Below are 23,546 nucleotides of genomic sequence, written 5' to 3'. Positions count from 1 at the left end.
CCCCTAGCTCTTTTCTATTTTTACTTGTTCAAGTAGCTCTTCAATCTTCTCTTTTTTTGTTAAATCCTCTGAAAATGCAGTAGCACTACCTGATGCTACACCAACTTTAAATGCCGTTTCTATGGAGTTTGTCAATACATAAGTTCCTATAAAACCAGCTACAAGTGAATCACCTGCACCTACCGAGTTAATGACTACTCCTTTTGGAACATTTGAAACATAAACAGATGTTTGAGTGATCAACACTGCCCCGTCTCCAGCAAACGATATTCCTACATTTTGCGCACCCATCTCCACTAACTTTTTACCATAAGGGATGGCTTGCTCAATTGAAGTAATTTTGACATCAAACAATTCACCTAATTCATGATGATTTGGTTTAATGAAAAACGGTTGGTGTTTAGCTACATCTAAAAGTGCTTTTCCACTTGCATCTACAACGATATGAATGCCATTTTCTTTTCCCCATTTAGTCAATCTTTCGTATAAATCAAGCGGTAAAGTATTAGGAATATTTCCGGCTAATACTACATAATCACCTTTTTCAACTTGATTTAATTTATCAAAAAATTGAGTAAGCTTTTCCTCGGAAATTGAAGGTCCTTGACCATTGATCTCTGTTTCCAATTGAGATTTCAATTTTATGTTAATTCTAGAATCGCCTTCCACTTGAACAAAGTCAGATGATACATTTTCTTTTTCTAAAACAGATTTAATAAAATCACCTGTAAATCCTCCGACGAATCCAAGAGCTACACTCTTGACATCTAATCTATTTAAAACTCTAGAAACATTGATTCCTTTTCCACCGGGAAATTTATTTTCCCTTTTCATTCGATTAATTTTTCCTAATTGAATATCGTCAACTTCAACGATGTAATCAATTGATGGATTAAGTGTTACTGTATAAATCATGATTTCACTACCTTTATCACTGATGTTTTTTGCTCAAATTGTTTAGCTAGTACGTCATCTATATCGTCTGTTATTATGATCGCTTCTTCTATCTCACCAATCTTAGCAAAGCTTGTTTCACCAAATTTACTAAAATCTGCTACTATATATACTTTCTCTGAAATTGAAATCGCTGTTTTCTTAACAAATGCCTCTTCAGGGTCCGGCGTAGTATAGCCAAATTTAGAATGAATTCCATTCGCTCCAATAAAACATTTATCAAATCGGAAATTCTTTAAGCTCTCTGAAGCCATATTACCGATTAGCGCTTTTGTATGCCCTTTCATTTTTCCACCTATAAGGTATGCAGACACTTCATTCTCGAAAAGAGCTTCGACATGCATTAAGCCATTCGTGACAACCGTTACATCTAAACCCTTTAATAAAGGAATCATTTCAAATGTTGTACTACCAGCATCTAGATAAATACAATCGCCTTCATTTATTTGTGTAACTGCAAGACCTGCGATTAATTTTTTATTATGAACGTTTTTGGACGTTTTTTCAGTCATACTTAATTCAGTGGCTTTGCTATTAATTGAAGCTGCTCCACCATGAACGCGTTTTAGGAGATTAAGAGACTCAAGCTCAACTAAATCCCTACGTATAGTGGATTCAGAAGTATTCGTCGCTTCTACGATATCCCTTAATTTCACAATACCCATTCTTTTTATCATATCTAATATCAATTGTTGTCTTTCGGGAGTTAACATAGTTTTCATCCTTTCATAAAACCAAGTATATGTCACAAAAAACAAAAAATCAATCATTTTCTTTCAAAAGCATTCAATAACAATCGAAAACTTCCAATACCAATCAAATTCATCCTATTTGTAAAAACTTACAAGCTACTTTAAACTATTAATTAAGTGATAGTATTTCATTAATTTGCTCATAATATTTATGTAAATTTGCATTACTCAAATTTAAGTTTCATAGAATCCAGCCTTTAACTATGTTAAAAATTAGTAGTAAATCTCAATTATCATCAGAAATGGGGAATATCTTTTGAACGAAAATATCCTAATTAGAAATGAACTATTGGAAAGTGTTGATCATTTAACTGATGATCAATTAAATAAAAGAGTAAATAATGAAAAATGGTCCATCATGCAAGTTCTTGAGCATTTATACTTAATGGAATCAAAATTAGTTAAATTAATGACTAGAACATTTAACGAGGCTCCAAGCGAAGTCATACCAGATAAACCAATTCATCTTGCAACTAATCGCGCTAAACAAGTAACCGCTCCACCGCATTTTGAACCAACAGATCAATACATAACGATGGATGAAATGAAGGAGAAATTGAAACAATCAAGAAAATCCTTATTGGACTTTGTTGAACTAACTAAAGGCCATAATCTAGAAGATAAAGCAATGCCTCATCCGATTTTTGGACAAATCAATCTAAAACAATGGATTCCTTTTATTGGTGTACATGAAAAGCGTCATATTGCACAAATAAGGGAAATAATAGAAGAACTTTAATTAAATCTTTTCTGTGATATTTGTTTGATCAATTTTGTGATTATCATTTATTTTTTGTTTTGGACGATTCTGTATTAGTTCAATTTATTCAGGAACAACTTCCTAGAAAAATTAAAAAAGAGCTTATCAATACGATAAGCTCTTTCAATTGTTGAAATTTAAAATAGTAAATAGTACACTATGCGAAATATTTAAAAGTATATTTCTTTTTTCTTTTAGTGATGTTATTTAGAATACCAACAAACTTTTAGTAGTGGTTCCTTTTTAAGAATATAAATTATTGAAATGCTAATTGTTTGAAGAACAAATTCAATTATTTGTTTATATGTAGACAATTTATCGATATTAGCAAAATAACCGAGTATTTATTTCTATTCTTCTTTAATTATAGCGATTAATAAGGTTCTTTATTGAATGCATTTTTTTTGAATGAGTTGATTGGAAAGGAGGGGTTCTCGACTCCTCTGGGAAATGCAGGAAGGCTGAGATCCCGCAGGCTTGCCGAGGAGGCTCAAGAATCTCGCCCCACGGAAAGCTAGAATCCTGTAGTGGAAATCAATATCATACTGCTTCCTTTATATTGGAGAAATGTTGATTGAATGACAGTTCTTTTTTAAAACATGAAAAAAGCTTATCAATACGATAAGCTCTTTTCTTATGAAGAAATTGATTCCAGTTCTTTTTTATAAATACTAAGTATTTGATCTTTATGCACTTCTAATTGACTTGATACTTGTGAAATTGAATAGCCAATAAATAATGGAGAAACAACAAACCTAGGAAGAATTTTACAAATTATTTTACCATTCCATTTATAAAAGAATAAATTATAGCTTTCTAGTCCTTTATAAAAATGGTTAAGCAAGTAATGTGTGACTATTTGTAAATAAAGAGCCATTTGAGGAATAAACTTTTTATCATCAATTAGAATATTAAATTCTCTAAAACCCATAATTGGATGTGTCGAAATATTTAATTCAAATCCTTTATCTGCTGAAATGACTATTCCTTCAAAATATACATCTGTTATCTTTTTATTGTAATCGATATTTTTTAGTCCTACGATTTGCATATGTGGATGACTTAATGTTCCCCCTGATAATGGGCCATGATTTTTATATAGGATAACTGACTTGTATTGGCCTGTCGCTTCCATTTCATCCCATTTATCAATTGCAAATGTTAACAAGTCAGTTAAATGAGTTAAAGAATACTTCGATGGATCTCCACTGCAGTCATCACTTTCAATAATGACAGTTTGATATGTATCATCTAAAGTCGGGAATTTATTATCTAAATAAATGATTGATCCATAAGTATCAATAATATTAGTTAAATTTTCACGATCACAAAATGGACATTTTACTTCTTTATTTTTTATGCTGTCAGGCTTTTTTATACCAATATCCATTTTAAATTGTAATACTTCATTTTGAATATCCATCTCGGTTTCCCCTTTTAATAAAGTGTTTACTATCTCTCTAATTAATATATATTTTTGTCCTCGATTAAAAATTGCTTTCTAATTAATTCATTCTAAATTTATTGCAAAGTTCGAGTCACTCTCGAAGTTTAAAAATTTTTATGTATTATTTAAATAATAATAAACGAACTATTTGTTTATCAATTAAAACGCTCAATAAATTTACATTCATTAGAATTTTATTATCCTCAATAAATTAATCACATGATAAAAATAAATCCAATATTAATTTATCGTTTTAACTTGTATTATTTCAACTAATTTTCAAATACTAATTATGATATTCAACTTGAATATCAAAGAAATCCCAAATTATCTTAGAGGTGAATCCAACATGACAATCAAAAATCATTTAGATCCACATTCTCAGAAGTTTTACCATAATTGGACTAGACCTAAACGTGCTAAATCGCAAGTTAATGGACATACAATGGAGTCACAGAACACGATTATTTTAAAAAGCAACGCTAAGGCACACAAATGGTAAAGTAAGATAATTAAGGTGCGGGAAGACATTAAGTTGTCTTCCTTTCTTTTAATCATAAATAAAACAGCCATGACAAATGCCACGGCTGTTAGTACATTTATTATTTATTAGTACCATGTTGTTTAGTTGGTAACTTTTCATTTGGTGTACCGTTACCTTGATGCTCTTTATTTTTTTGGTCTTTTCTTTGCTTTTCATGTAAATTTTCGACAAACTCATGTGTATCTTCCATTTTAATTCCTCCTTAGATAAGAATCTAAGTGTACTTTAACCAATCCAGCAAGAAAAAATTCATTTGAAAATTTCTTTATAGATTGAAGTGGGAACTTTATATAAGAATCTTTGTCAAAAATTGAACAGACAATACAATTAATATTGTATGAGCAATTCCAAATAACAATCCCGTAATGAAACGTAAAACGTTATTACTTTCCCTCCACTTCCATTTCTGTGTATACCCATCAACTAGTAATGGAATCATTAAGATCGGAATGTACCACCAATATAGAAAGGGTGAGAACATAAATAGGATTGGTAGAAGCAAATAACCAACTAAAATTGCAGTACATCTTGCACAAAGTGGAAAAGTATATGAGCCTATGCGAAATGACCTTTCTTGTTTTCTATGACACGGAATCCATTTTAAAATCAAAAGTAATCCCCCTATTAACTTGGACAATCTGGGCTGCAATCACAATCCGGTGTACAATCAGGCGTATGATGGTGACAATCAGGAAGGTCACAGTCTGGTAAATAGATCAGATCACCGCAATCACACCAGTCGATTCCCCTACTTTTCTTTCTTCTCCGCTCATAATAAATAATCGTCATGATAAAAATAACGATACTTGCACTAATACTAATTAATCCTTTTACTAAAAATCCCTTTACTATAAAAACAATTCCAAGAATAAGAAGAATAAAAAAACCACTTAATAAGAAAAAGACCAACTTAACCACACTTTCATAAAAATAATGAAGACGAACTTTAATTTTGATTATACGCTAACACAAGTGTAATGATATGGAGAATTAAAGCAATAAACAACGGTGTATACCCAAAGCCGATCACAATCGAACCACCTATTGCTGGAATTCCTAGTAATGCTTCAAAACCACCTGAAATCCATTTCATATTTTTAACGTTAGATTTCATAAACGACTCCTCTTCAACATTAAAATATTAATTTTTTCTATTTACCAATTTATTGTATTCTAAATTTTTTTGTACGAATAGCTATTATTTTAAATTCCCAACAAAATGAGACTAAATAATGAATTAACAACTGATAAAAATTGCTCAAATTAAAAAAGTAAGAGACAAAAAAACTGTCTCTTACTTTTAATTAATTATATTGTTGTAAAAATGACCTTACCGTTTTTGCAATTTCATGCGGATCCTTAAGCTGGTCATTTTTAAAGCTTAGTACAGAATTCTTTTCATCAAATCCAAGTGATTCTTGTAGGAAACCTTTTAGTCCACGGTGTGATCCAGCTTTATCAACAGCAACCCTCATAAATAGACCATCTTGATTCGGTTCAATCATGCATTCAATTTCGTCAAAACGCCATTCTCTTTTTGAATTTGGAACAAACTCCCACTCTTGATAGAAATGACCGTGTTGAGCTTCAACTTCAACTTGACGTAATCGGAATCCTATAAGTGAAAACGCTTCTATAAAATTAGCTAATTCAGCATGTGCATGTACTTTCAAGTAATCAGTATCTGTTGGATCTATACTTAAGTCTATGTCTAAATCAGTTTCAATCCAAACTTGACCGTGTCTAATTGTTATTGGTGTGTAATATGGTAGTTGAAATGAAAAGGGTAATATTTTCCTTTCGTTTGCTTCAATTTTCATATTACCTATTATGCGCTCTTCATGTAATTGAAGTTTAACCGATACTTCATCGTCTCCACTTTTCTTATTTGCATAAGCTTTTAGTTTAAGCGCTATATGATTAATCACTTGTGCAACTGAACCACCATTAATTTCGATTATACCTTCAACATTTTTTCCCGGATATAAATCTCTTGTATGTATGATTGTATTAACTGTAGCTGCTCCAATTCCAAGTCTAGCTAGTACCTTTTTAAACATCGTATCCCCTCCAAAGAAAAATCAATACATTTCCATTATATAGTAGATAACTAATCTTGAATAATTCTAAAATATGATTTGTTCTCCTTTATAACAGTATGAGCAAAAGAACAAATTATGTAACTAAAGAATAAAGAATAATTAGACAAGTTATGAATAGGATAAGCATATTTTAAAGTAAGAAACTATTTTAGGAGGTACCTTATGCATATTATATTTATCAAGAAAAAATGGTTATTGCTATGTTTTCTATTAGTCGTTATCGGATTAAGTGGATGGTATTACCTAGCTCCAAAGGCAATTCAAACTACTGCAGTGCCAAAGCAAGTAAAAACAATTAACGTAGATATGGTTACAGCCGAATTTAGTACTAAGCTAGAAGATGGTACAGAAATTGAAGCATATAGATGGGATCCTGGCACAATTGTGATTCAAAAAGATGAAAAGGTAAATCTTAAAATTCATGGCATTAATGGAAAAGAACACAGTTTTCACATCGAAGGAACAGAACTTACTGGCGTAGTAACAAAAGGCAAAACGACTGAAATTCCGCTATTATTTAAAAAAGAAGGTACTTATCGTTTAGTTTGTGATACACATTCTCAAGATGAAGCTCCAATGATTGGCTATATTGTTGTAGATTAAATTAAAGACAAATTTTAGGAAAAAAAAAGATAGTAAATTATTTAACTAATTTACTATCTTTTTACTTTATTTAATCGTTATTTCACGTTGATTTTTACCTTTAATTAATGTTACTTCTTTACTCCAAGTCCCCTCCATTGGTAGCTCTATACTGACCTCATAAACACCATTAGTTATTTTCTTCATACTAGCCTCAACGTGGTGATTCATACTTTTCATTTCCATTTTAAAATGAACTGAATCCACATCTATTTCTTTCCCTTCTGAATTCACTAAATTTACTTGATAAACATGGATTTGTTTGTTGTTATTTGATTTTTTTTCATTCATTGTTAATTGAATTTTATCTAAAAAGGGATTTGAATTTAATTCTGTGTTTTTACTACAACTAGAAAAAATTAATCCACTACAAATTAATAATATAAATATGTAATAAATTCTCTTCATTAAAAGCACTCCTTATTATTTAAAAATTTCTATTAGCTTCCCTTACTAAATGATTTGATGAAACTTTAAAAAATAATTTTCTATTAAACTCACTCATACAAATAGCCTTTTTCAACATATAATTGAACGTTTAAGCTAAATCATCTTAGAAACCATCCTAGAGAGGAGTAAACTGCATGTTGTTAGAATGGTCTAGTATTGCTTTAACTGCTCTACTTTCATCATATGTAATCATAATTGCAAATAGAAAAAAGAATAGACTTTCTTGTACTGCTGGGAAGATGATTAGTATGACTAATTCAATGATGACAAGTGTAACAATTGGAACGATTTGTGGGATTTTATACCGTGATACAGATTTAACAATTCCTACAATTATTTCAATATGTGTTGGAATTTTAATAGGATATTTAACGGGAAAACCACTATCTTTAATGGCTGTATTAGAAGGTATAACAGCAGGTATAATGGGTGGAATGATGGGAGCAATGCTTGGAATTATGCTTCAGGAAACATATTTAAATATATTAATCTATTTTATAGATGTTGTTTTTGTTTTAGTCACGATTTTACTTATTAAAGTGATTGATCAAGAAATAAGTAAAGTTAATGAAGACGAAAAATCTGTTCAATCTATTTAAACAACAAAGCCTACCTTTAATAAAAAGGTAGGCTTCACATTTTTCATATTAATTTTTCTCTAAATGGCTTGTGTCACACAGTAGTTTGAACTCTATATTATTATCTTTATTAACATGTATAACTGTTAAACTTGTTCCATGTACATAAGGTATATCCCATAATTTTTCAGTTGATGTTTGTTTTAAATAAGCTACAATCGTCGCTAATACAACAGCGTGAGTAACGATTAAAATGTTTCCTTCCTCATTTGAATTGACTATCTTTTGAATAACATCTCCCACTCTGTTTCTTAAGTCTTCTAAACTTTCACCTCGATGTGGAGTATGGTCGTACAAATGAGGAGAACTCCAAAGTGATTCAAACTCATTTTTAAATTGTTCATTTATTTCTATTTTCGTTTTCCCTTCCCAATCACCGAAATTAATTTCTTTCAAATCATCCTCTTGAATAAGTTGGATGGATCGGTCATTTGTTAAAATATTTGCTGTTGTTACTGCACGTTTGCTCGAACTTGTGTAAATTTTACTAAACTTTACTTCTGTTAGCTCTTTACCTAATAATTTTGCATCTCTAATCCCATTAGAAGTAAGATTAGAGTCCCTTGAGCCTTGGAGTCGATTTTCAATATTCCACTCTGTTTCACCATGTCTTGTTAAATAGATTGTTAGCAAATTAAAACTCCTAACTTCATTTTAGTAATTTATTTATTTGTATGTTTTTCTTCTCTTCATTCACTAAAATATACTTGCAATTAAATTATGTAAACCATTAGTAATTATTGGCATAAGCAATTTATAACCTTCTTCCATAAATTCAAATTAATCTACTAATACAATGAGTTAGCTGCATAAGCAAAAATTATTGGAAAAAATTTTTTTATAAATTGTCAACATACTGTTTAGCTTCTAATAATGACAGTCCAAATACATTTCTAGCTTCTCTAACTGCTTTAATTATTTCACCATCTTGTTTAAGTTTACGCAATTCATCATTAATTGGGTGTTCAGGTACTTTAACTTGAGCAGCGACCAGGTCTAACTTTGTGCTTATATACTTCAATCGCTTTTCTAGTGCGTTTAACCTATTGGTAATACTAAGCATAAAAATTATGAATAACAATCCGATGAATAAATACTCCATCCTTTATCCCCCTGAAGATCTCTCTAATTTAAAAGGAATTCAAGTTAAATGAATTCCTTTTTATACGATCCTGTCATTTAGTTAATAAAATCAATCTATTTAGTAGATCAACTATGTAAGATAATTATCATTGATCTGTCATTTCTATTTTCAGCTCTACACATTAATTTAAAGAGGAGACTTTTTTAGTAAAGTCTTTAATCTCATTTAAAAACTTTTCCTTCTCTTCTAAAAATGGATAATGATTACTTTCATTAAATAGAACGAATCTAGAATTTTTAATTCCTTCAGCCATTTCTTCCGAATATTCAATTGGACATTGTACATCGTACTTTCCACAAATGATTAGAGTCGGACAGCTGATTAGTGAAAGTTTTTTTGTGACATCATATATTTGATATTCCCTATTAAAGTAATTTAGGCGAATTGAAGACATTTTTTTAGAGATTGGTATATTGAAATATTCATTGTATCGTTCTGGTTTATGTAAAGATAATTTTGTCCGCTCAATCGAAAGATTTACTCTTTCTTCATTAGATATGTCACTGCCTTTTAGTTTTTCAATGAGCTCTTGCATTTTACTATACTTAGGATGAGCTTTGTTATAAATACAATCTTTTGAAAACGTTGCATAATCTCTTGCTGCAGCACCAACAATCATATTAGTTGTTAATGAGTTTGAGAAATAAATTCCATAAATAATTCCAAGCATCCCACCAGTAGAATGTCCAGCAAAACTCCAGGAAGTATAGCCTAGTGATTCCCTAATTTCTTCTAAATCAAAAATTGTTTCCAACATACTTAATTCATGTGGAAAATGTGCTTTTTCTGAATTACCTGTTTCTCGTAAATTTATTAAATATACTTTAAATAATTTCGTAAAAGAATTTGCAAAATAATCTCCTGAATCATTAAACTCAGAATAATGGTGAGTTACACATAATGGTTCGCCTTCACCTTTGCAAAATACTTCAAAAACCCCTCTTTTAGTGTTAAGAAGCTTTCGTTCCCATTTCTCCATATAAACTACCTCTACTGTTCTAATAATTTAATTTCGTAGTATCCACTTATCTTTTAACGGTGTAATACCACACTTCTTCTTCTCCAAAAAAGACTCCGTTAGGATTAAATCCGTACTGTTTGTATAAATTCATCGCTGATTTATTATCTTTATGAACTGTTAATCGAATTTCATTGCATTGAGGATGTTTATTTTCAATCCAGTTTACCATTTCAGCAAACGATAATTTTCCATAGCCTTTACGTTGATGTTTTTTATCTATTAAAAAACCATTGATCCAAAAACTATTCGTCGTATTCTCTTCAAAGGCATGCATAATAAATCCAACCATTTTTTCATCATCATAAATTGCAAATGGGATATATTCTACATCTTCACCATCAGGTTTTATATAAATCTTTGCGAGTGATACAGCAACTGAAGGGACATAATTTAATTGGTTTCTGGAAACCCCAAGTTTAATTGCTTTTTCCCAATTTTCTCTTGTTACGATTTCTAAACGTATATTCATTATTTGCCTCCTTGAATATCTACAATAATTCAATTCTTTAGTAAAAACTCATCACCTTATATCATATCATTTTTTTCATTATATTCAGAAAAATAAATTATTACGGTAATTGAAATTTCCAAAAGAAGAACGCATATTATTCTTTCTTTTGGTAATACCAACCTTGATAAGTACTTTTTCTAATTTAATAAGTCACCCTTATTTATTAAGTAAATATGAAAGGATAATATAAAATGAAAAAAAGTTTAATTACCATTTCGATCCTATCTGCATTTGTAATTGGCTCTTTGGCAGGTATTAGTTTTAGTAAAGCTGAATTTGAACGAAGCACACAAGAGCATAATGTTATGTCTACTAATTGGTTTCAGACCTCTGCTGAAAATAAGGCATTGCAAATTCAAATTTATAATCAAGCAAAAGAAGAACTTGCCGAGACAATGGTTAAAAAGAAAGCAAATGATAAACTAAATAATAATGCTAAACCGGCTGCTGTCGTTTTAGACATTGATGAGACTGTACTCGATAACTCCCCTGATACTGCCTGGTCAATTAAAAATAATACTTCTTATCCCCAAGGATGGGATGAGTGGATCCGCCTAGCAAAAGCTGAGTTAATACCAGGTGCAAAAGACTTTTTATTATCTGCCCAAAAAATGAATGTTGATATTTTTTATCTTACAAATCGGCCTGAAAAAACACGCAATGACACAATTAGAAATATGAAATTACATGACTTACCTAACGTCGATAATAAACATTTGTACTTTAAAACTGATACTGCCCAAAAAGGTCCAAGGCAGGCAGAAATTTCAAAAACCCATGATATTGTGATGTTAATCGGAGATAATTCAAATGATTTATCTGATATTTTTTATAAAGCGGATTTAAAAACTAGAAAAGAAAATGTTGATAAAATCGCTAAAGATTTAGGAATTAAATATATACAACTTCCAAATCCAATGTATGGTGATTGGGAAGATGCAATTTATCAATACAAACCGTCAAAAACAGAAGATGAAAAAGCAGCAGATCGCTATAAAACCTTACAACCCATGAAATAGTACTGAATCAGGTTAGATAAGATAGATTTTTCTTATCTGACCTTTTTTATTGTGCCTTTCAAATTTCTACATACACATACTCTGAGTTTATTCATTAAACTATAATCTTTCATAATTAGTAAAATCTGTTATTTTCCGCAAATAAAGATTTCAATAATTAAAAATCAATTAAACCCATTAATCAAAATCTTATTTAAAATGACTCAATAGTTAGCAGGAAAAACGTAGTACAGTAGGGAATTTATTTTAAAAACAATTATTTTGTCGAAATATTATATTTTTTCTACAAAAACATTGATTCCAGTTACTTAACGAAAGACTGCTATGGGGATATCATTTTCTTCCAATTATGAAGAGTTCGCTCTAGGCAATGATGCACTTTAATTATGAATCGTATTTGTATCAAATGAAAATCAGGGAGATGTGACAAATGTCAGAGGTAGGAAATTTAAAGGAAACCGAACAAACCATTTTTACTCATTCAGGTCCATTCATCCAAACGATTGATCGAAATATCGAGATTGTTAGTCGACTTGAAGAACCGCTCATCGTTTTACTTGGGAATGTTTTAAGTGATGATGAATGTGATGAGCTAATTAGCCATGCGAAATTTCGCATGAAACGGTCAAAAATTGGATTATCGCACGAAGAAAATGACATGCGAACGAGCAGTGGCATGTTTTTCGATGAAAGTGAAACTGAACTGATCAAACGAGTTGAAAAACGAATCGAAACGATTATGAATATTCCAATCGAACATGCAGAACCTTTACAAATTCTTCATTACGAACCTGGACAACAGTATAAGCCGCATTTCGATTACTTTTCCAATCAACGAACGAAGAATAATAGGATTAGTACGCTCATTCTCTATTTAAATGATGTAGAAGAAGGTGGCGAAACAATTTTTCCTTCTCTTAACCATTCGGTTACAGCAAAAAAAGGCACAGCTTTATACTTTGAATATTTTTATCAGGATGAAACGATTAATGAACTAACACTACATGCGGGTAACCCTGTTATTAGCGGAGAAAAATGGGTTGCTACTCAATGGATCCGACGACAACGCGTTCGTTAATTCACTATCATTCTTAATCTATGATGAATATATGGCAAATTACGACTGGATATTTCTGACAATTACGATAATACACAATTTTCAAGATTACTTAACGATTTTAAAAATATGAACCCATAATAAAAACGCATGGTGAAATATCCATGCGTTTTATCTATATTTCATTAGTTTTCTAAGTCTACTCTATTGAAAAAACTACTAACTACTTGAACATATTCATCCTGCTCTTCAACATATGGCATATGTGCACTTTTCTCAAATACGTGAAACTTAGCATTTGGAGTTAGTGTGCTGAAGTATTTTGTAGATTCAGGAGTTGCTTCATCAAATCGTCCACAAGTATACATTGTTGGTACATGTATGTTTTGTAATTGTGAAGTACAGTCAAAACTCTTTAAGTTTCCAGTTACATGAAACTCTGATGGCCCCCACATTATATTGTAAACTTCTGAATTTCTGTATTGTCTTCCCTCTTTTAGAAATTCCGGATATGGGTCTAATCTGCAAACAAAATGCTTATTGAAAATGGAAGTAGCTTCCTTGTATTCTTCTGATTCTGTTGTTCCATTCTCTTCACAGCTTTTTAAAGTTTCTTGTACCTCAAGTGGAAGTAGCTTTCGATTACGATCCTGATCCTCCGCCCATAATGGCGCACTTAAACATGGACTTGAAAAGATTATGCTCTTGACTCCCTCTGGTCTCGATAAATAATAAGCTGCAGCTAAAGTCGTTCCCCATGAATGGCCGAGAATATGAAACTCATCAAGCGAAAGTCCTTCACGGATTTGCCCTAATTCTTCCACAAATCTATCTATATTCCATAATGAAGTGTCTGTTGGACGCTCAGATTTTCCACAACCTAACTGGTCATAAAAAATAATTGGGCGATCTTCTGCTAATATATCTAGACCTTGCATTGAATAATGCGATGAGCCAGGCCCACCATGTAAAACAATTACAGGTGTATTTTTAGAATCCATGTTATGAATCTGATACCATACTTTCCCACCAGTTACTTCAATAAATCCTTCTTTTACAGTCATCTATTTCTCCCCTTTTTAAGTATTAATAATAGATTTCGATGTTTTTTCATAGACGCCTATCTATCATGAAACGAAAAGATCAGATCAACAGAATAAAATATACATGATCTATATTTTCGCATCCTAGACAGTTTTATGTATTTCGATTTATTATTTATCTGAATTTTATCATATTTTCTATTTTTTCCAAATTTAATTCGTCAAACTTTGCAATAGATTTTTAAAATATCTACTACTCTTTTTTTAATGAGTTTGTATATTTTATCAAAACAGCTTTATATAAAGAAGTCAGCTTTGTCATGAATTTTTCTTGAAAGAAATAATATAAGAAAGAAACAAATCTATTAGCCAATGGGGGCGATTTAATTGGCATATGTCGAACTCGATTCACATACAAAGCTATATTATGAAGATCATGGAGAGGGTCAAACTGTCCTATTTGTTCACGGAGTTATGATGAGTAGTAAGTTCTTTCATAAACAAGTACCGTATTTTAGTAAAAATTATCGAGTTATTACATTAGATTTAAGAGCACATGGAAAATCTTCAAAAGTACAATATGGTCATACAGTAGCACAGTATGCTAAAGATTTAAAATGCTTTATCGAAAAATTAGATTTAAAGGATGTAATATTAGTAGGTTGGTCAATGGGTGCTTTTGTGTTGTGGGATTATGTGAATCAATTTGGGACTAAAAATATTAAAGCCTTAACAGTAGTCGATCAATCTGCATCTGATTATATTTGGCCGGATTGGGAGTTTGGAGCATTTGATTTTACAATTTTAAAAAATGTCATGCAATCGATTCAAGAAGATCAAAACCAATTTAATAGCGATTTTATATATGGTATGTTTATGGATCAGCCTAATCCAAAGGAACATAAATGGATTTTAAAGGAAATGAATAAGTTACCTGCAGCAATTGCAAGCACAATAGTCTTTAATCAAACGGCAGTAGATTATCGTGATTCACTTTGTAACGTAGATATACCAACGTTAATTTGCTTCGGCAGTCATGGATTTTTCCCTTTAGAAGCTGGTGAATTTATCCAATCAAGAATTAAAAGTTCTAAATTCGTTCCATTTTATAATAGTAGTCATCTCTTATTTTTAGAAGAAACAGATAAGTTCAACCAAGAACTAGACGAATTCTTTAAAGAGCTACGAAAAACAGGAAAAAGGAAAACAAATTCTAGAAAAAAAGCAACAAAAAAAGCTGGAAACTAAATCAGTTCAAGGAGGGCAGGATTTAGTAGGTTATAAAAATTCCCTACTATACCTGCTCTTCTATCCTCATTTAAACCAGCCTTTTTCTTTCGATTGTTTAATAGCTTCAATTCTATTTTTCACTTCTAATTTGTCTAAAATCATAGAAATATAATTTCTTACGGTACCAGTTTTCAAGCTTAATTCATCAGCAATTTCTTGTGTATTTTTACCATCAGCTACAAGTTCTAAAACTTCTTTTTCACGATCAGTCAACGGATTCTCTTCTGCATAAACATCATCCATTAATTCAGGAGCATAAATTCTCTTACCTGAAATGATGCTTCTAATTGAGCTTGCTAACTCTTCACTTGGGCTATCCTTTAGTAAATATCCTTTTACCCCTGCTTTTAATGCTCTTTGGAAATAACCAGATCTTGCGAAAGTTGTGAGGATCATGACTTTACAATCGAATGATTTTAATTCTTCTGCTGCTTCAAGGCCCGTTTTACTTGGCATTTCGATATCCATAATGCAAATATCCGGTTGTAATTGCTTAACAAGTTTTACTGCTTCTTCTCCGTTTGAAGCTTGACCTATTACTTCCATATCATCTTCTAAGTTAAGTAAAGAACCAAGCGCTCCTAAAAGCATTCGTTGGTCTTCGGCGATAACAATCCTAATCATTCTAGTCCTCCACTTCAATTTGTTTTACATCTATTGGAACTCTCATTATTAATGTCATCCCATTTTCACAGTTAACATCTAGTGTTCCATTCACAAATTCGAGTCGTTCTTTCATACCGATTAATCCATAGCCTGTCGTAAATTTTTCAATAGAAGTGCATCCAACCCCATTATCCATAACAGAGAAGATAATTTCATTTTTCATTTGTTTAATCGAAATTCTACATAGTGTAGCACTACTATGCTTTACAACATTTGTTACAGCTTCCTTTAAGCACATACTGACTATATTCTCTGTCAGTAAAGATACATTTGTTAGTTGAAGTGTATCATTACACTCGAAAGTAATTTCCGCTGCGAGTAAAAATTGTTTAATTCTTATTAGCTCATCCTTAATTCGAATTCCACGCATTTGGGAAACGATTTTTCGAACTTCATTTAAGGCTGTTCTAGCTGTTTGTTGTACATCTTTTAATTCATTTTGAGCCAGTTCTGGATCTTTCGTAACTAACTTTCTTGCTAAGTCACTTTTTAAGCCTATTAGGGAAAGTTTTTGACCTAGAGTATCATGTAAATCTCGTGCGATTCTTTGTCTCTCTTCTAATTTCACAAGATCTGATATCCGTTTATTAGCATCTACTAGCTTTTCTTCTAATTGCCCTCGTTCATTCCGGCTGTATAGACTAAAAGGTAACAATATTACACTGATCCAAGTAACGATGATAAATGGTAACTGCTTAATTATTAATTCTTCTTGAAGAATGATTGTAATGTTAATCGAAATAGTTGTTATGACTAAATGAAGAATATATAAAGTTAAAAAAGTAACTCGACTTTTCTTTTTTCCAATCATGTAGGCTATAAAAAAAGCAAAATATACATAACTAAAAAGTATATTCATTGAGAAGGAAATGACAATTAATATGGATGACCAAAGATAGATTGACCAACCTTCTGATATGTATGCCAATCGATAAATAATTAAAAATGAGATCGTTAGTAAAATTCCTACTACGATTCTTAAGGTAGAATGTGCCGAAAGAAAAATAAAATAAAATGGAGATATTCCTAGAACTGTCCAAATATATGGCGAAATTCCAGTACTTTTTAAGAAACCTAAATATCTTTTAAACATAGATTAACCTCTTTATTCAGACGTATTATGTGATTCTTTAACAATCTTATCACAATTGGACAAAGTTAATCTTTAAAATGCAAATTGAATACATCGAAAGTTCAGACAGTGTCTGAACTTTCGCGGTTTACTTTATAAATTGATTTAAGATCTTTATATCTTACAAACTGCTTTGTATTTTCATCCCAAAGTCGGAATTTTAAAGAAGTTAAACTTGTTTTTAGTGTAATTGTTGGTACATTGTGTAATGGAAGTGTATTATTGTGTACTTCCTCTAAATTGTAATTCGGTACTCTAGGGCTCAAATGATGAACATGGTGGTATCCAATATTACCAGTTAGCCACTGCAATATTTTTGGAAGTTTATAAAAAGAGCTTCCTTCAACTGCAGCTTTTACATATTCCCAATTATCGTCTTCTTCAAAATAAGAGTCTTCAAATTGATGCTGCACATAGAAAAGCCAAATTCCTAATACTGCTGATACGAAAAAGATCGGCCCTTCCACTAACAAATAATTTTCCCAACCAATTTGCCAGCAAAACAATGCAGAAATACCAACAATTAAAATATTCGTTAAATACGTATTTAATCTTTCTTTTAATTTTGCATTTTTTGCATTAAAGCGATTTGAAATTAGTACGATATAAATCGGCCCTAAACCAAACATGATTAATGGATTACGATATAAACGGTATTGCAATTTTGTCCAGAACGGAGCAGCAACATATTCATCTACTGTTAAAACCCACATATCACCAATCCCGCGCTTATCTAAATTACCACTTGTTGCATGGTGAATTGAATGACTATGCTTCCACTGACTAAATGGAAATAGCGTTACAACACCTGTAATCGTCCCAAGAACTTTATTTGCGGTTTTATTCTTAAAGAACGATTGATGACAACAATCATGAAAGATTATAAAAATCCTTACTAAGAATAATGCTGCAAAAACATCAATAACGATCGTTAATACTACTGAAACAGAGATACTTTTAAAAGCAATAAACCATAAAAATAAAAATGGGATAAATGTATTGATCATTTGCCAAATACTAGCTTTTAAATTTGATTTTTCATAAGGCATAATTTGTTTACGTAAACTCTTTTGATTTTCTTGTGACATTTAGAAGTTCCTTCCATATGTTGGTGAATAACTTTACTATATTATCCTAATTATATAAGTTAATCTTCCGGGTGGTAGTAGCAGGCGTCATGTAGAATTAATGACAAATGTCATATTGAATAAACCGTTTACTTTCAATAAAATTTCTACCAAAACATAATAGTTAGAATGGTTAATTTTTCATTTTATATTACATTTTTTTTATAAAAAAAAAGTAATACTCGAATAGTATTACTTCACGCTCGTACAAAGTCCCAAAATATATGTTTTTTTACCTTTCTGCGACAATTTTATTTTTTTTAATTTTGCCAAAAGGTTTAAAATAAGTAATGAATGTCATAAATGCTAAACAACTTAAGTTAAATAATCCCGTTATAATGATTGAAAGCCACGTTGATTCGAATTTACTTTCTTTAAGAGCTGCAATCCCGATATGTTCTGCAGCCTTAACTAAGTAAGAAAACCAGTCATTTAAAAAGAATATACCAAGAAAAATAACTAAAATAGTTAAAGCTAGTTTAATAACCACCCAATAATATTTTACTAAACCCCATTGCGTCCAATTAGATAATAAAATACCAGTAATTAATGTTGCTAAAGCCGGATATTTTAGTAAATTTTCATCAATAATATGCATGCTTGATAATGTATAAATAAGTTGCTCTGAATTTTGAGCATTTTTCAAATAAAGACCTAAGATGATTAGACATAATGTCCCACCAAACCAAGCACAAACTGCTAAAACATGTATGCTGACTAGAATGTTCTTTTTCGTTAAATTCATTTTCTTTTTCGCCACTATTTTTTACCTCCGTTTTTAATCGATTTATACTTTTAATGATAGTGGCAAGATATAAAACTACTATTATCGATTTCTTAAATAATTCTTAAATAATAGCTGAAACGAATTTGATGTCTTATGTAAAAGAAACTCACAGAAATCTTTCGTTATCTGTGAGTTTCTTAATTTTATTTTTCTGCATTTTTACTAAACCTTATCGCTTTATTTATTTGTTCTTTATTCACACTTACTAATCCATACCATGTTTTGGGGAATGAATTTCTTTGTCGTATTTTCGATTTCAAAATAAATAATTGGTCTTAATACTTTAACTGCATAATCTTTATTTTCAAAAAATGGATCAATAGGAATTTCTTCTTTTTTTGTTTCATTTGGACTTAAAATGATTGGCCCACTTAAATTTGTTCTACTTCTACTATTCTTTAATTTCATTTGAAAATTTGTAATGGCTAGTTCTATGAACAACAATTCCAATCAAAAAAAGAGTCATCCCACACATTGAGATAACCCTTTAAAATACAGTTTTGAATCTAATCTTTAAAACGATACCCAGCCCCCCATATGGTCTCAATAAAATTTGGATTAGACGGGTCCACTTCTATTTTTTCACGTATTTTGCGAATATGAACAGTTACTGTCGATATATCTCCTACTGTTTCAAATCCCCAGATTCGATCAAATAATAATTCTTTGCTAAATACTTTATTTGGATTTGAAGCAAGAAAAGTAAGTAAGTTAAACTCTTTCGTCGTGAAAATTTTTTCATCTCCATTTACGAGAACTTTTCTTGAATCCTTTTGAATCGTAAGTCCTCTGATTTGAAGTTCATCTTCATTTATTTGGCCTTTACTTGCTAATCGCTGATACCTAGATAAGTGAGCTTTGACTCTAGCTATTAATTCACTAGGGCTAAATGGTTTCACGATAAAATCATCCGCTCCTAAACCAAACCCCCTAATTTTATCGATATCCTCTGTTTTGGCTGATACAATTAGAATTGGAATATCTTTGTTTTCTCGTATTTTTTTGCATATTTCAAAGCCATTAATATCAGGTAGCATTAAATCTAGAATAACTAAATCAAATTCATTCGTTAAAGCTTTTTGAAGCCCACTTCTTCCATTAGATTCAATTTCAACTTCAAATTCATTAATCTCTAAATAATCTCTTTGTAATAATGCGATACTTTGATCATCTTCAATGATTAAAACCTTTTTCATTCTGTCACCTTTGCTATTGATTTCTTATTTAATGATAGGAATATATTTGTATATTCACCAATTTCACTCTCTGCCCATACTTCTCCACCGTGCTCTTCTATTATTCTTTTTGCAATGGCTAGCCCTAATCCAGTACCACCTGTTGTTAAATTTCTTGAAGGATCAGCGCGGTAAAAGCGATCAAAAATAAACGGAAGGGCTTCTTTTGAAATTCCTTTACCATTATCATGAAATTGTATCGTGATTATTTCTTGATTTTCTGTTAAATTTATCGAAATTAGTTTCTCATCTTTATCCATGTACTTCAAACTATTTTGAATAATATTTGTCATAACACGTTTAAATTGCTCTCGGTCCATAAGAATAATACATTCTTTGCTATCCACATTACTAATGAAGCTAATTTTTACATTGATCGGTTCTAAATCAAATTTTAGCTCCTCAATACTATCTACTAAATAATCATATATATTTACTTCTTCAAAATGAAATGGAACTCTTTTTAAATCTAACTTTGAATAAAGGAATAATTCATTAATCAAATGGTCCATATCCAAAGTTTTCAAATAGATTGTTTCGATATATCGCTCCATTTTTTCTGGTGTATTCGCTACGCCATCTTTAATCCCCTCAATATACCCTTTTATTGAAGTAATTGGTGTTTTCAGATCATGTGATATATTTGCAATTAGTTCTTTTCGATTCTCTTCATATTTCTTCTGAATTTCAGCTGACTCCTTTAGATTTCGTCTCATTAATTCAAAGCTAACCGCTAATTGACCAAGTTCATCTTTGTTTAATGGCTTCACTTCAACCTCTAAATTCCCTTCACTAATATGTTTCGCTGCAATTGTTAGATTTTTTACCGGTCTCAAAATGCTTCTTGAAACAAAATATGAAAGCAATCCATTTGTAAGTGCAAAAATAGGGACAATGATACCAAAACGAAAGAAATAAAATGAATGTGGAGGATGATCATTAAATTTTGGATCCAACACCCTATAATAAAATATACCTAGCAAGATCTCGATCAAGATAAAAGAAATAATCGGTATAACAATCATTGCAATATTAGATAAGATTAACCTTTTTCGAATCGACAAAATAAACTCCAACTTTCAAAGAATGATGAACGAGTAATTAAACTACACACTATATTTATTATGACATTAGTATATTTCAGAGAAATTAATTACTTATTATTAAATTCTTAAATAATTCTTAAATTATATACCATTTACATTATAAATCGAAGCTTAAGTACAAAAAAGTGTGACGCATACAATTTGCGCCACACTAATAAATGATTATAATTTACTACAAACTTCCAATAAAATTCATCTTCTCTACTTCTAGATCATCGTATGCACCATCTAGTAGTTTTCGTACATCTTGTAGAGTATTTTGCAAATTTACAGATGCACCTTTTATACGAGTGAATTCTTCGGCTACAAATAATGGTTGTGTTAAATAGGCTTCAAGTAATTCACCACGTTTATATGTTAATTTTTCATGTTCAGGTAATGAGTCGATTCCATGAATTGTTACTAATGATCTTAGTTCACGGTATCTTCGGAGTAATTTCTGCGCTGCTTTTTGTACTTGGTTGTGGGCTTGCTCTGGTTGATGATCTTCCAATACTGTAGATGTTGATTGAATAGGATTAATTGCAGGATATTTATGTCTAAAAGCTAAGTCCGCATCAAACTGCCATAATGTTTCGAGTGGTCCATAAGGGAAATCTTCATCTACAGCTTCTCCCTTTAAGTCAACTAAAAAAGTCGTTACATCTTCAATCCCAATATCAGCTAATCTTTGTTGAAGACGGTTAATTTCACCCGAAATGACATTAGAACGGTCTGCTGCAAAAGCAATATCTACATTTTTTCCTGTTTTGGCAATCGTGTCATACACTTCATCAATTGTATTACACACCAAGTTTATATCAGCTTTAATTGCGTCTAAATCTGGATGCTCACCTTCTGGCTTTAATAAAATCGTAAAATATGAATCTTTTTTTAATTTATAAAACATTTCCGCTAAAACGACTAGTTGGCCCATGCCTGGTCTTGCAACCAATCCTACTGTACCGCCTTTTACTAATGGAGCAAACAAATCAAGCGTTTTAATCCCAGTTTCAATCATCTCAATCTTCTCCCCTCTAATAATAAGTTCATCCAAAGTACATTCTGCTAATGTTGCTAAAGCAACTAATGTTCTTACTTCTGACCGGCCAATTGGAATTTTTCCAGTACATAAATTTGATACTGTTGCTGGTCTAAGTCCAACAGATTTTGCTGAACTAGTTAAATTTGGTACTCTACGGCGTAACAACGAAACGTTCAAACGTAAATTTTCCATTTTTCTCCTCCTTTAAGTATAATTTATTCGAATTTACAGAATTATGCAAGTGAATTTTACTCTGAAAAGTAAAATAATTACTCTTTGGAGTAAAAAAGAGTTTTTATCTCGATTATCATTTTTGGAAAAACATCAAAAAAAAGAAGAATGGCTCAGATTCTTCTTCTTTTAGTAATTTATTTATAATTTAATTGATTTTAGCCTTATTTAATCGAAACACTTAGACTATATTATTGTTTTTCTTATAATATTTAATGATTTCATTTAAAAAATTCATGATTCTTGGTCTTTATTGCAGTTTCAAAGATTTTAATTGCGGTTTTGACTTTTTTATTTGCAGTTTTAGTTTTTTTTTTGCACTATACAAAATTTATTTGCAATTTTACATTTTTTAATTGCAGTTTTCTAAAATTTAATTGCAGTTTTGCCACTTTTATTTGCACTTCTCAAACAGCACTAAATAAACATTAATCTCTACAATTGTCTTCTACTCAGTTTTTCAATTATCTTTGGTATCTCGGAAAGATCCTCAACAAAATTCTCTGCTTCAAAATTTCCAAATTGCATACATTCCTAAATTTCTTGCAGTTTTATAATCATTATCTGGATGAACTCCAATATAAACTGCTTCGTTCGCTGAGACATGAAAGTAATCTAATGCTTTTTGAAATATCTTTGGATTCGGTTTACTAATCCCTTTAATTTCCGAAATTAAAATAAGCTCAAAAAAAGCTGAAACTCCTAGGGCCTTTATGTTTTTCACTTGAAATTGACCTCTTCCATTTGTGATCATCCCCAACTTGTAGTTACTTCTTTTTAAGTCAAAGAGAATCTGTTTTAAATTTGGAAATGGAATGCAATAATTTTTAAAATTTCTTTCTTGTTTTATTCAACTAGTCGAGT

Annotated in this window: 30 protein-coding genes; 7 read left to right on the top strand and 23 right to left on the bottom strand. The window is 30.8% G+C overall.

Annotation, left to right across the window (positions count from 1 at the left end):
* Positions 1-3 precede the first annotated feature (3 nt).
* The gene (gene pfkB / locus CN692_RS21375) at positions 4-915 is read right to left on the bottom strand and encodes a 1-phosphofructokinase (protein ID WP_098121149.1); all 912 of its coding nucleotides are present in this window, start codon (positions 913-915) and stop codon (positions 4-6) included.
* Positions 912-1,667 (bottom strand): DeoR/GlpR family DNA-binding transcription regulator, encoded by a 756-nt coding sequence (locus CN692_RS21370; protein ID WP_257131629.1) that lies wholly within the window; start codon positions 1,665-1,667, stop codon positions 912-914. The genes pfkB and CN692_RS21370 overlap by 4 nt, the downstream gene beginning before the upstream one ends.
* Before the next feature lie 295 nt (positions 1,668-1,962).
* Here CN692_RS21370 and CN692_RS21365 point away from each other — a divergent pair, with 295 nt between their 5' ends.
* A complete protein-coding gene (locus CN692_RS21365; protein WP_179874506.1) occupies positions 1,963-2,445 on the top strand; it encodes a DinB family protein in 483 nt (160 codons plus the stop codon).
* Between the two features lie 655 nt (positions 2,446-3,100).
* Here CN692_RS21365 and CN692_RS21360 read toward each other — a convergent pair.
* Positions 3,101-3,883 (bottom strand): DUF4931 domain-containing protein, encoded by a 783-nt coding sequence (locus CN692_RS21360; protein WP_441296713.1) that lies wholly within the window; start codon positions 3,881-3,883, stop codon positions 3,101-3,103.
* Positions 3,884-4,262: 379 nt separating this feature from the next.
* Here CN692_RS21360 and CN692_RS21355 point away from each other — a divergent pair, with 379 nt between their 5' ends.
* A complete protein-coding gene (locus tag CN692_RS21355) occupies positions 4,263-4,415 on the top strand; it encodes a YpzG family protein (protein WP_098121145.1) in 153 nt (50 codons plus the stop codon).
* A 100-nt stretch (positions 4,416-4,515) separates the two neighbouring features.
* Here the strand turns inward: CN692_RS21355 and CN692_RS21350 are convergent, their stop codons facing one another.
* From CN692_RS21350 to CN692_RS21335, 5 genes are all read right to left on the bottom strand, one after another.
* Positions 4,516-4,647, bottom strand: a complete 132-nt coding sequence (locus tag CN692_RS21350) for a DUF4023 domain-containing protein (protein ID WP_098121144.1) — start codon at positions 4,645-4,647, stop codon at positions 4,516-4,518.
* Positions 4,648-4,743: 96 nt separating this feature from the next.
* Positions 4,744-5,067 (bottom strand): DUF2085 domain-containing protein, encoded by a 324-nt coding sequence (locus CN692_RS21345; RefSeq protein ID WP_098121143.1) that lies wholly within the window; start codon positions 5,065-5,067, stop codon positions 4,744-4,746.
* Positions 5,068-5,081: 14 nt separating this feature from the next.
* Positions 5,082-5,366, bottom strand: a complete 285-nt coding sequence (locus CN692_RS21340; RefSeq protein ID WP_098121142.1) for a hypothetical protein — start codon at positions 5,364-5,366, stop codon at positions 5,082-5,084.
* A 37-nt stretch (positions 5,367-5,403) separates the two neighbouring features.
* On the bottom strand, positions 5,404-5,571 hold the full coding sequence (locus CN692_RS26290) for a hypothetical protein (RefSeq protein WP_179874505.1): 168 nt from the start codon (positions 5,569-5,571) through the stop codon (positions 5,404-5,406).
* Between the two features lie 190 nt (positions 5,572-5,761).
* Positions 5,762-6,517, bottom strand: a complete 756-nt coding sequence (locus CN692_RS21335; RefSeq protein WP_098121141.1) for a sporulation protein — start codon at positions 6,515-6,517, stop codon at positions 5,762-5,764.
* A gap of 204 nt (positions 6,518-6,721) precedes the next feature.
* Between CN692_RS21335 and CN692_RS21330 the strand changes: the two genes are divergently transcribed.
* Positions 6,722-7,162 carry a cupredoxin domain-containing protein gene (locus tag CN692_RS21330; RefSeq protein ID WP_098121140.1) on the top strand — a complete coding sequence of 147 codons (441 nt, stop codon included), beginning with the start codon at positions 6,722-6,724 and terminating at the stop codon, positions 7,160-7,162.
* Positions 7,163-7,228: 66 nt separating this feature from the next.
* Here the strand turns inward: CN692_RS21330 and CN692_RS21325 are convergent, their stop codons facing one another.
* Entirely contained in the window at positions 7,229-7,609 is a 381-nt protein-coding gene (locus CN692_RS21325) for a FixH family protein (protein WP_098121139.1), read from the bottom strand.
* Between the two features lie 176 nt (positions 7,610-7,785).
* Here CN692_RS21325 and CN692_RS21320 point away from each other — a divergent pair, with 176 nt between their 5' ends.
* On the top strand, positions 7,786-8,250 hold the full coding sequence (locus CN692_RS21320; RefSeq protein WP_098121138.1) for a hypothetical protein: 465 nt from the start codon (positions 7,786-7,788) through the stop codon (positions 8,248-8,250).
* Positions 8,251-8,298: 48 nt separating this feature from the next.
* Here the strand turns inward: CN692_RS21320 and CN692_RS21315 are convergent, their stop codons facing one another.
* The 4 genes from CN692_RS21315 to CN692_RS21300 all read right to left on the bottom strand — a co-directional run bounded on the left by CN692_RS21315 (position 8,299) and on the right by CN692_RS21300 (position 10,923).
* A complete protein-coding gene (locus tag CN692_RS21315; protein WP_098121137.1) occupies positions 8,299-8,922 on the bottom strand; it encodes a histidine phosphatase family protein in 624 nt (207 codons plus the stop codon).
* Positions 8,923-9,127: 205 nt separating this feature from the next.
* On the bottom strand, positions 9,128-9,391 hold the full coding sequence (locus CN692_RS21310; protein WP_098121136.1) for a hypothetical protein: 264 nt from the start codon (positions 9,389-9,391) through the stop codon (positions 9,128-9,130).
* Between the two features lie 163 nt (positions 9,392-9,554).
* Positions 9,555-10,412, bottom strand: a complete 858-nt coding sequence (locus tag CN692_RS21305) for an alpha/beta fold hydrolase (protein WP_098121135.1) — start codon at positions 10,410-10,412, stop codon at positions 9,555-9,557.
* A 46-nt stretch (positions 10,413-10,458) separates the two neighbouring features.
* A complete protein-coding gene (locus CN692_RS21300; protein WP_098121134.1) occupies positions 10,459-10,923 on the bottom strand; it encodes a GNAT family N-acetyltransferase in 465 nt (154 codons plus the stop codon).
* Positions 10,924-11,156: 233 nt separating this feature from the next.
* Here CN692_RS21300 and CN692_RS21295 point away from each other — a divergent pair, with 233 nt between their 5' ends.
* Together CN692_RS21295 and CN692_RS21290 are read left to right on the top strand one after the other, a co-directional pair.
* Entirely contained in the window at positions 11,157-11,984 is an 828-nt protein-coding gene (locus CN692_RS21295) for a 5'-nucleotidase, lipoprotein e(P4) family (RefSeq protein WP_098121133.1), read from the top strand.
* Positions 11,985-12,414: 430 nt separating this feature from the next.
* Positions 12,415-13,062, top strand: coding sequence for a 2OG-Fe(II) oxygenase (locus CN692_RS21290; protein WP_098121132.1), 648 nt, complete (start codon positions 12,415-12,417; stop codon positions 13,060-13,062).
* A gap of 164 nt (positions 13,063-13,226) precedes the next feature.
* Here the strand turns inward: CN692_RS21290 and CN692_RS21285 are convergent, their stop codons facing one another.
* Positions 13,227-14,105 carry a proline iminopeptidase-family hydrolase gene (locus CN692_RS21285; protein ID WP_098121131.1) on the bottom strand — a complete coding sequence of 293 codons (879 nt, stop codon included), beginning with the start codon at positions 14,103-14,105 and terminating at the stop codon, positions 13,227-13,229.
* 366 nt (positions 14,106-14,471) lie between these two features.
* Between CN692_RS21285 and CN692_RS21280 the strand changes: the two genes are divergently transcribed.
* On the top strand, positions 14,472-15,332 hold the full coding sequence (locus CN692_RS21280) for an alpha/beta fold hydrolase (protein ID WP_098121130.1): 861 nt from the start codon (positions 14,472-14,474) through the stop codon (positions 15,330-15,332).
* A 66-nt stretch (positions 15,333-15,398) separates the two neighbouring features.
* On the opposite strand, the gene CN692_RS21275 is transcribed toward CN692_RS21280, so the two are convergent.
* The 9 genes from CN692_RS21275 to CN692_RS21235 form a co-directional block, all read right to left on the bottom strand.
* On the bottom strand, positions 15,399-15,998 hold the full coding sequence (locus CN692_RS21275; RefSeq protein WP_098121129.1) for a response regulator transcription factor: 600 nt from the start codon (positions 15,996-15,998) through the stop codon (positions 15,399-15,401).
* Between the two features lies 1 nt (position 15,999).
* On the bottom strand, positions 16,000-17,133 hold the full coding sequence (locus CN692_RS21270; protein ID WP_098121128.1) for a sensor histidine kinase: 1,134 nt from the start codon (positions 17,131-17,133) through the stop codon (positions 16,000-16,002).
* 101 nt (positions 17,134-17,234) lie between these two features.
* Positions 17,235-18,260 carry a fatty acid desaturase gene (locus tag CN692_RS21265; RefSeq protein ID WP_098121127.1) on the bottom strand — a complete coding sequence of 342 codons (1,026 nt, stop codon included), beginning with the start codon at positions 18,258-18,260 and terminating at the stop codon, positions 17,235-17,237.
* Positions 18,261-18,531: 271 nt separating this feature from the next.
* Positions 18,532-19,059: a hypothetical protein gene (locus tag CN692_RS21260; protein ID WP_098121126.1), complete on the bottom strand. Its 528-nt coding sequence runs from the start codon at positions 19,057-19,059 to the stop codon at positions 18,532-18,534.
* A 219-nt stretch (positions 19,060-19,278) separates the two neighbouring features.
* Positions 19,279-19,536, bottom strand: a complete 258-nt coding sequence (locus tag CN692_RS21255) for a hypothetical protein (protein WP_098121125.1) — start codon at positions 19,534-19,536, stop codon at positions 19,279-19,281.
* Positions 19,537-19,592: 56 nt separating this feature from the next.
* Entirely contained in the window at positions 19,593-20,282 is a 690-nt protein-coding gene (locus CN692_RS21250; protein ID WP_098121124.1) for a response regulator transcription factor, read from the bottom strand.
* Positions 20,279-21,385 (bottom strand): sensor histidine kinase, encoded by a 1,107-nt coding sequence (locus CN692_RS21245; RefSeq protein WP_098121123.1) that lies wholly within the window; start codon positions 21,383-21,385, stop codon positions 20,279-20,281. The genes CN692_RS21250 and CN692_RS21245 overlap by 4 nt, the downstream gene beginning before the upstream one ends.
* Positions 21,386-21,599: 214 nt before the next feature.
* Entirely contained in the window at positions 21,600-22,643 is a 1,044-nt protein-coding gene (locus CN692_RS21240) for an ATP synthase beta subunit C-terminal domain-containing protein (protein WP_098121122.1), read from the bottom strand.
* 547 nt (positions 22,644-23,190) lie between these two features.
* Positions 23,191-23,532, bottom strand: coding sequence for an HAD family hydrolase (locus CN692_RS21235; protein ID WP_098121121.1), 342 nt, complete (start codon positions 23,530-23,532; stop codon positions 23,191-23,193).
* Between the last annotated feature and the right edge of the window lie 14 nt (positions 23,533-23,546).

Origin of the sequence: Bacillus sp. AFS002410, from assembly GCF_002556365.1 — a bacterium.
In the GTDB taxonomy this organism is placed as follows: domain Bacteria; phylum Bacillota; class Bacilli; order Bacillales; family Bacillaceae_G; genus Gottfriedia.
The sequence above is the reverse complement of the archived record's forward strand: the minus strand, read 5'-3'. Positions and strand labels throughout refer to the sequence as shown.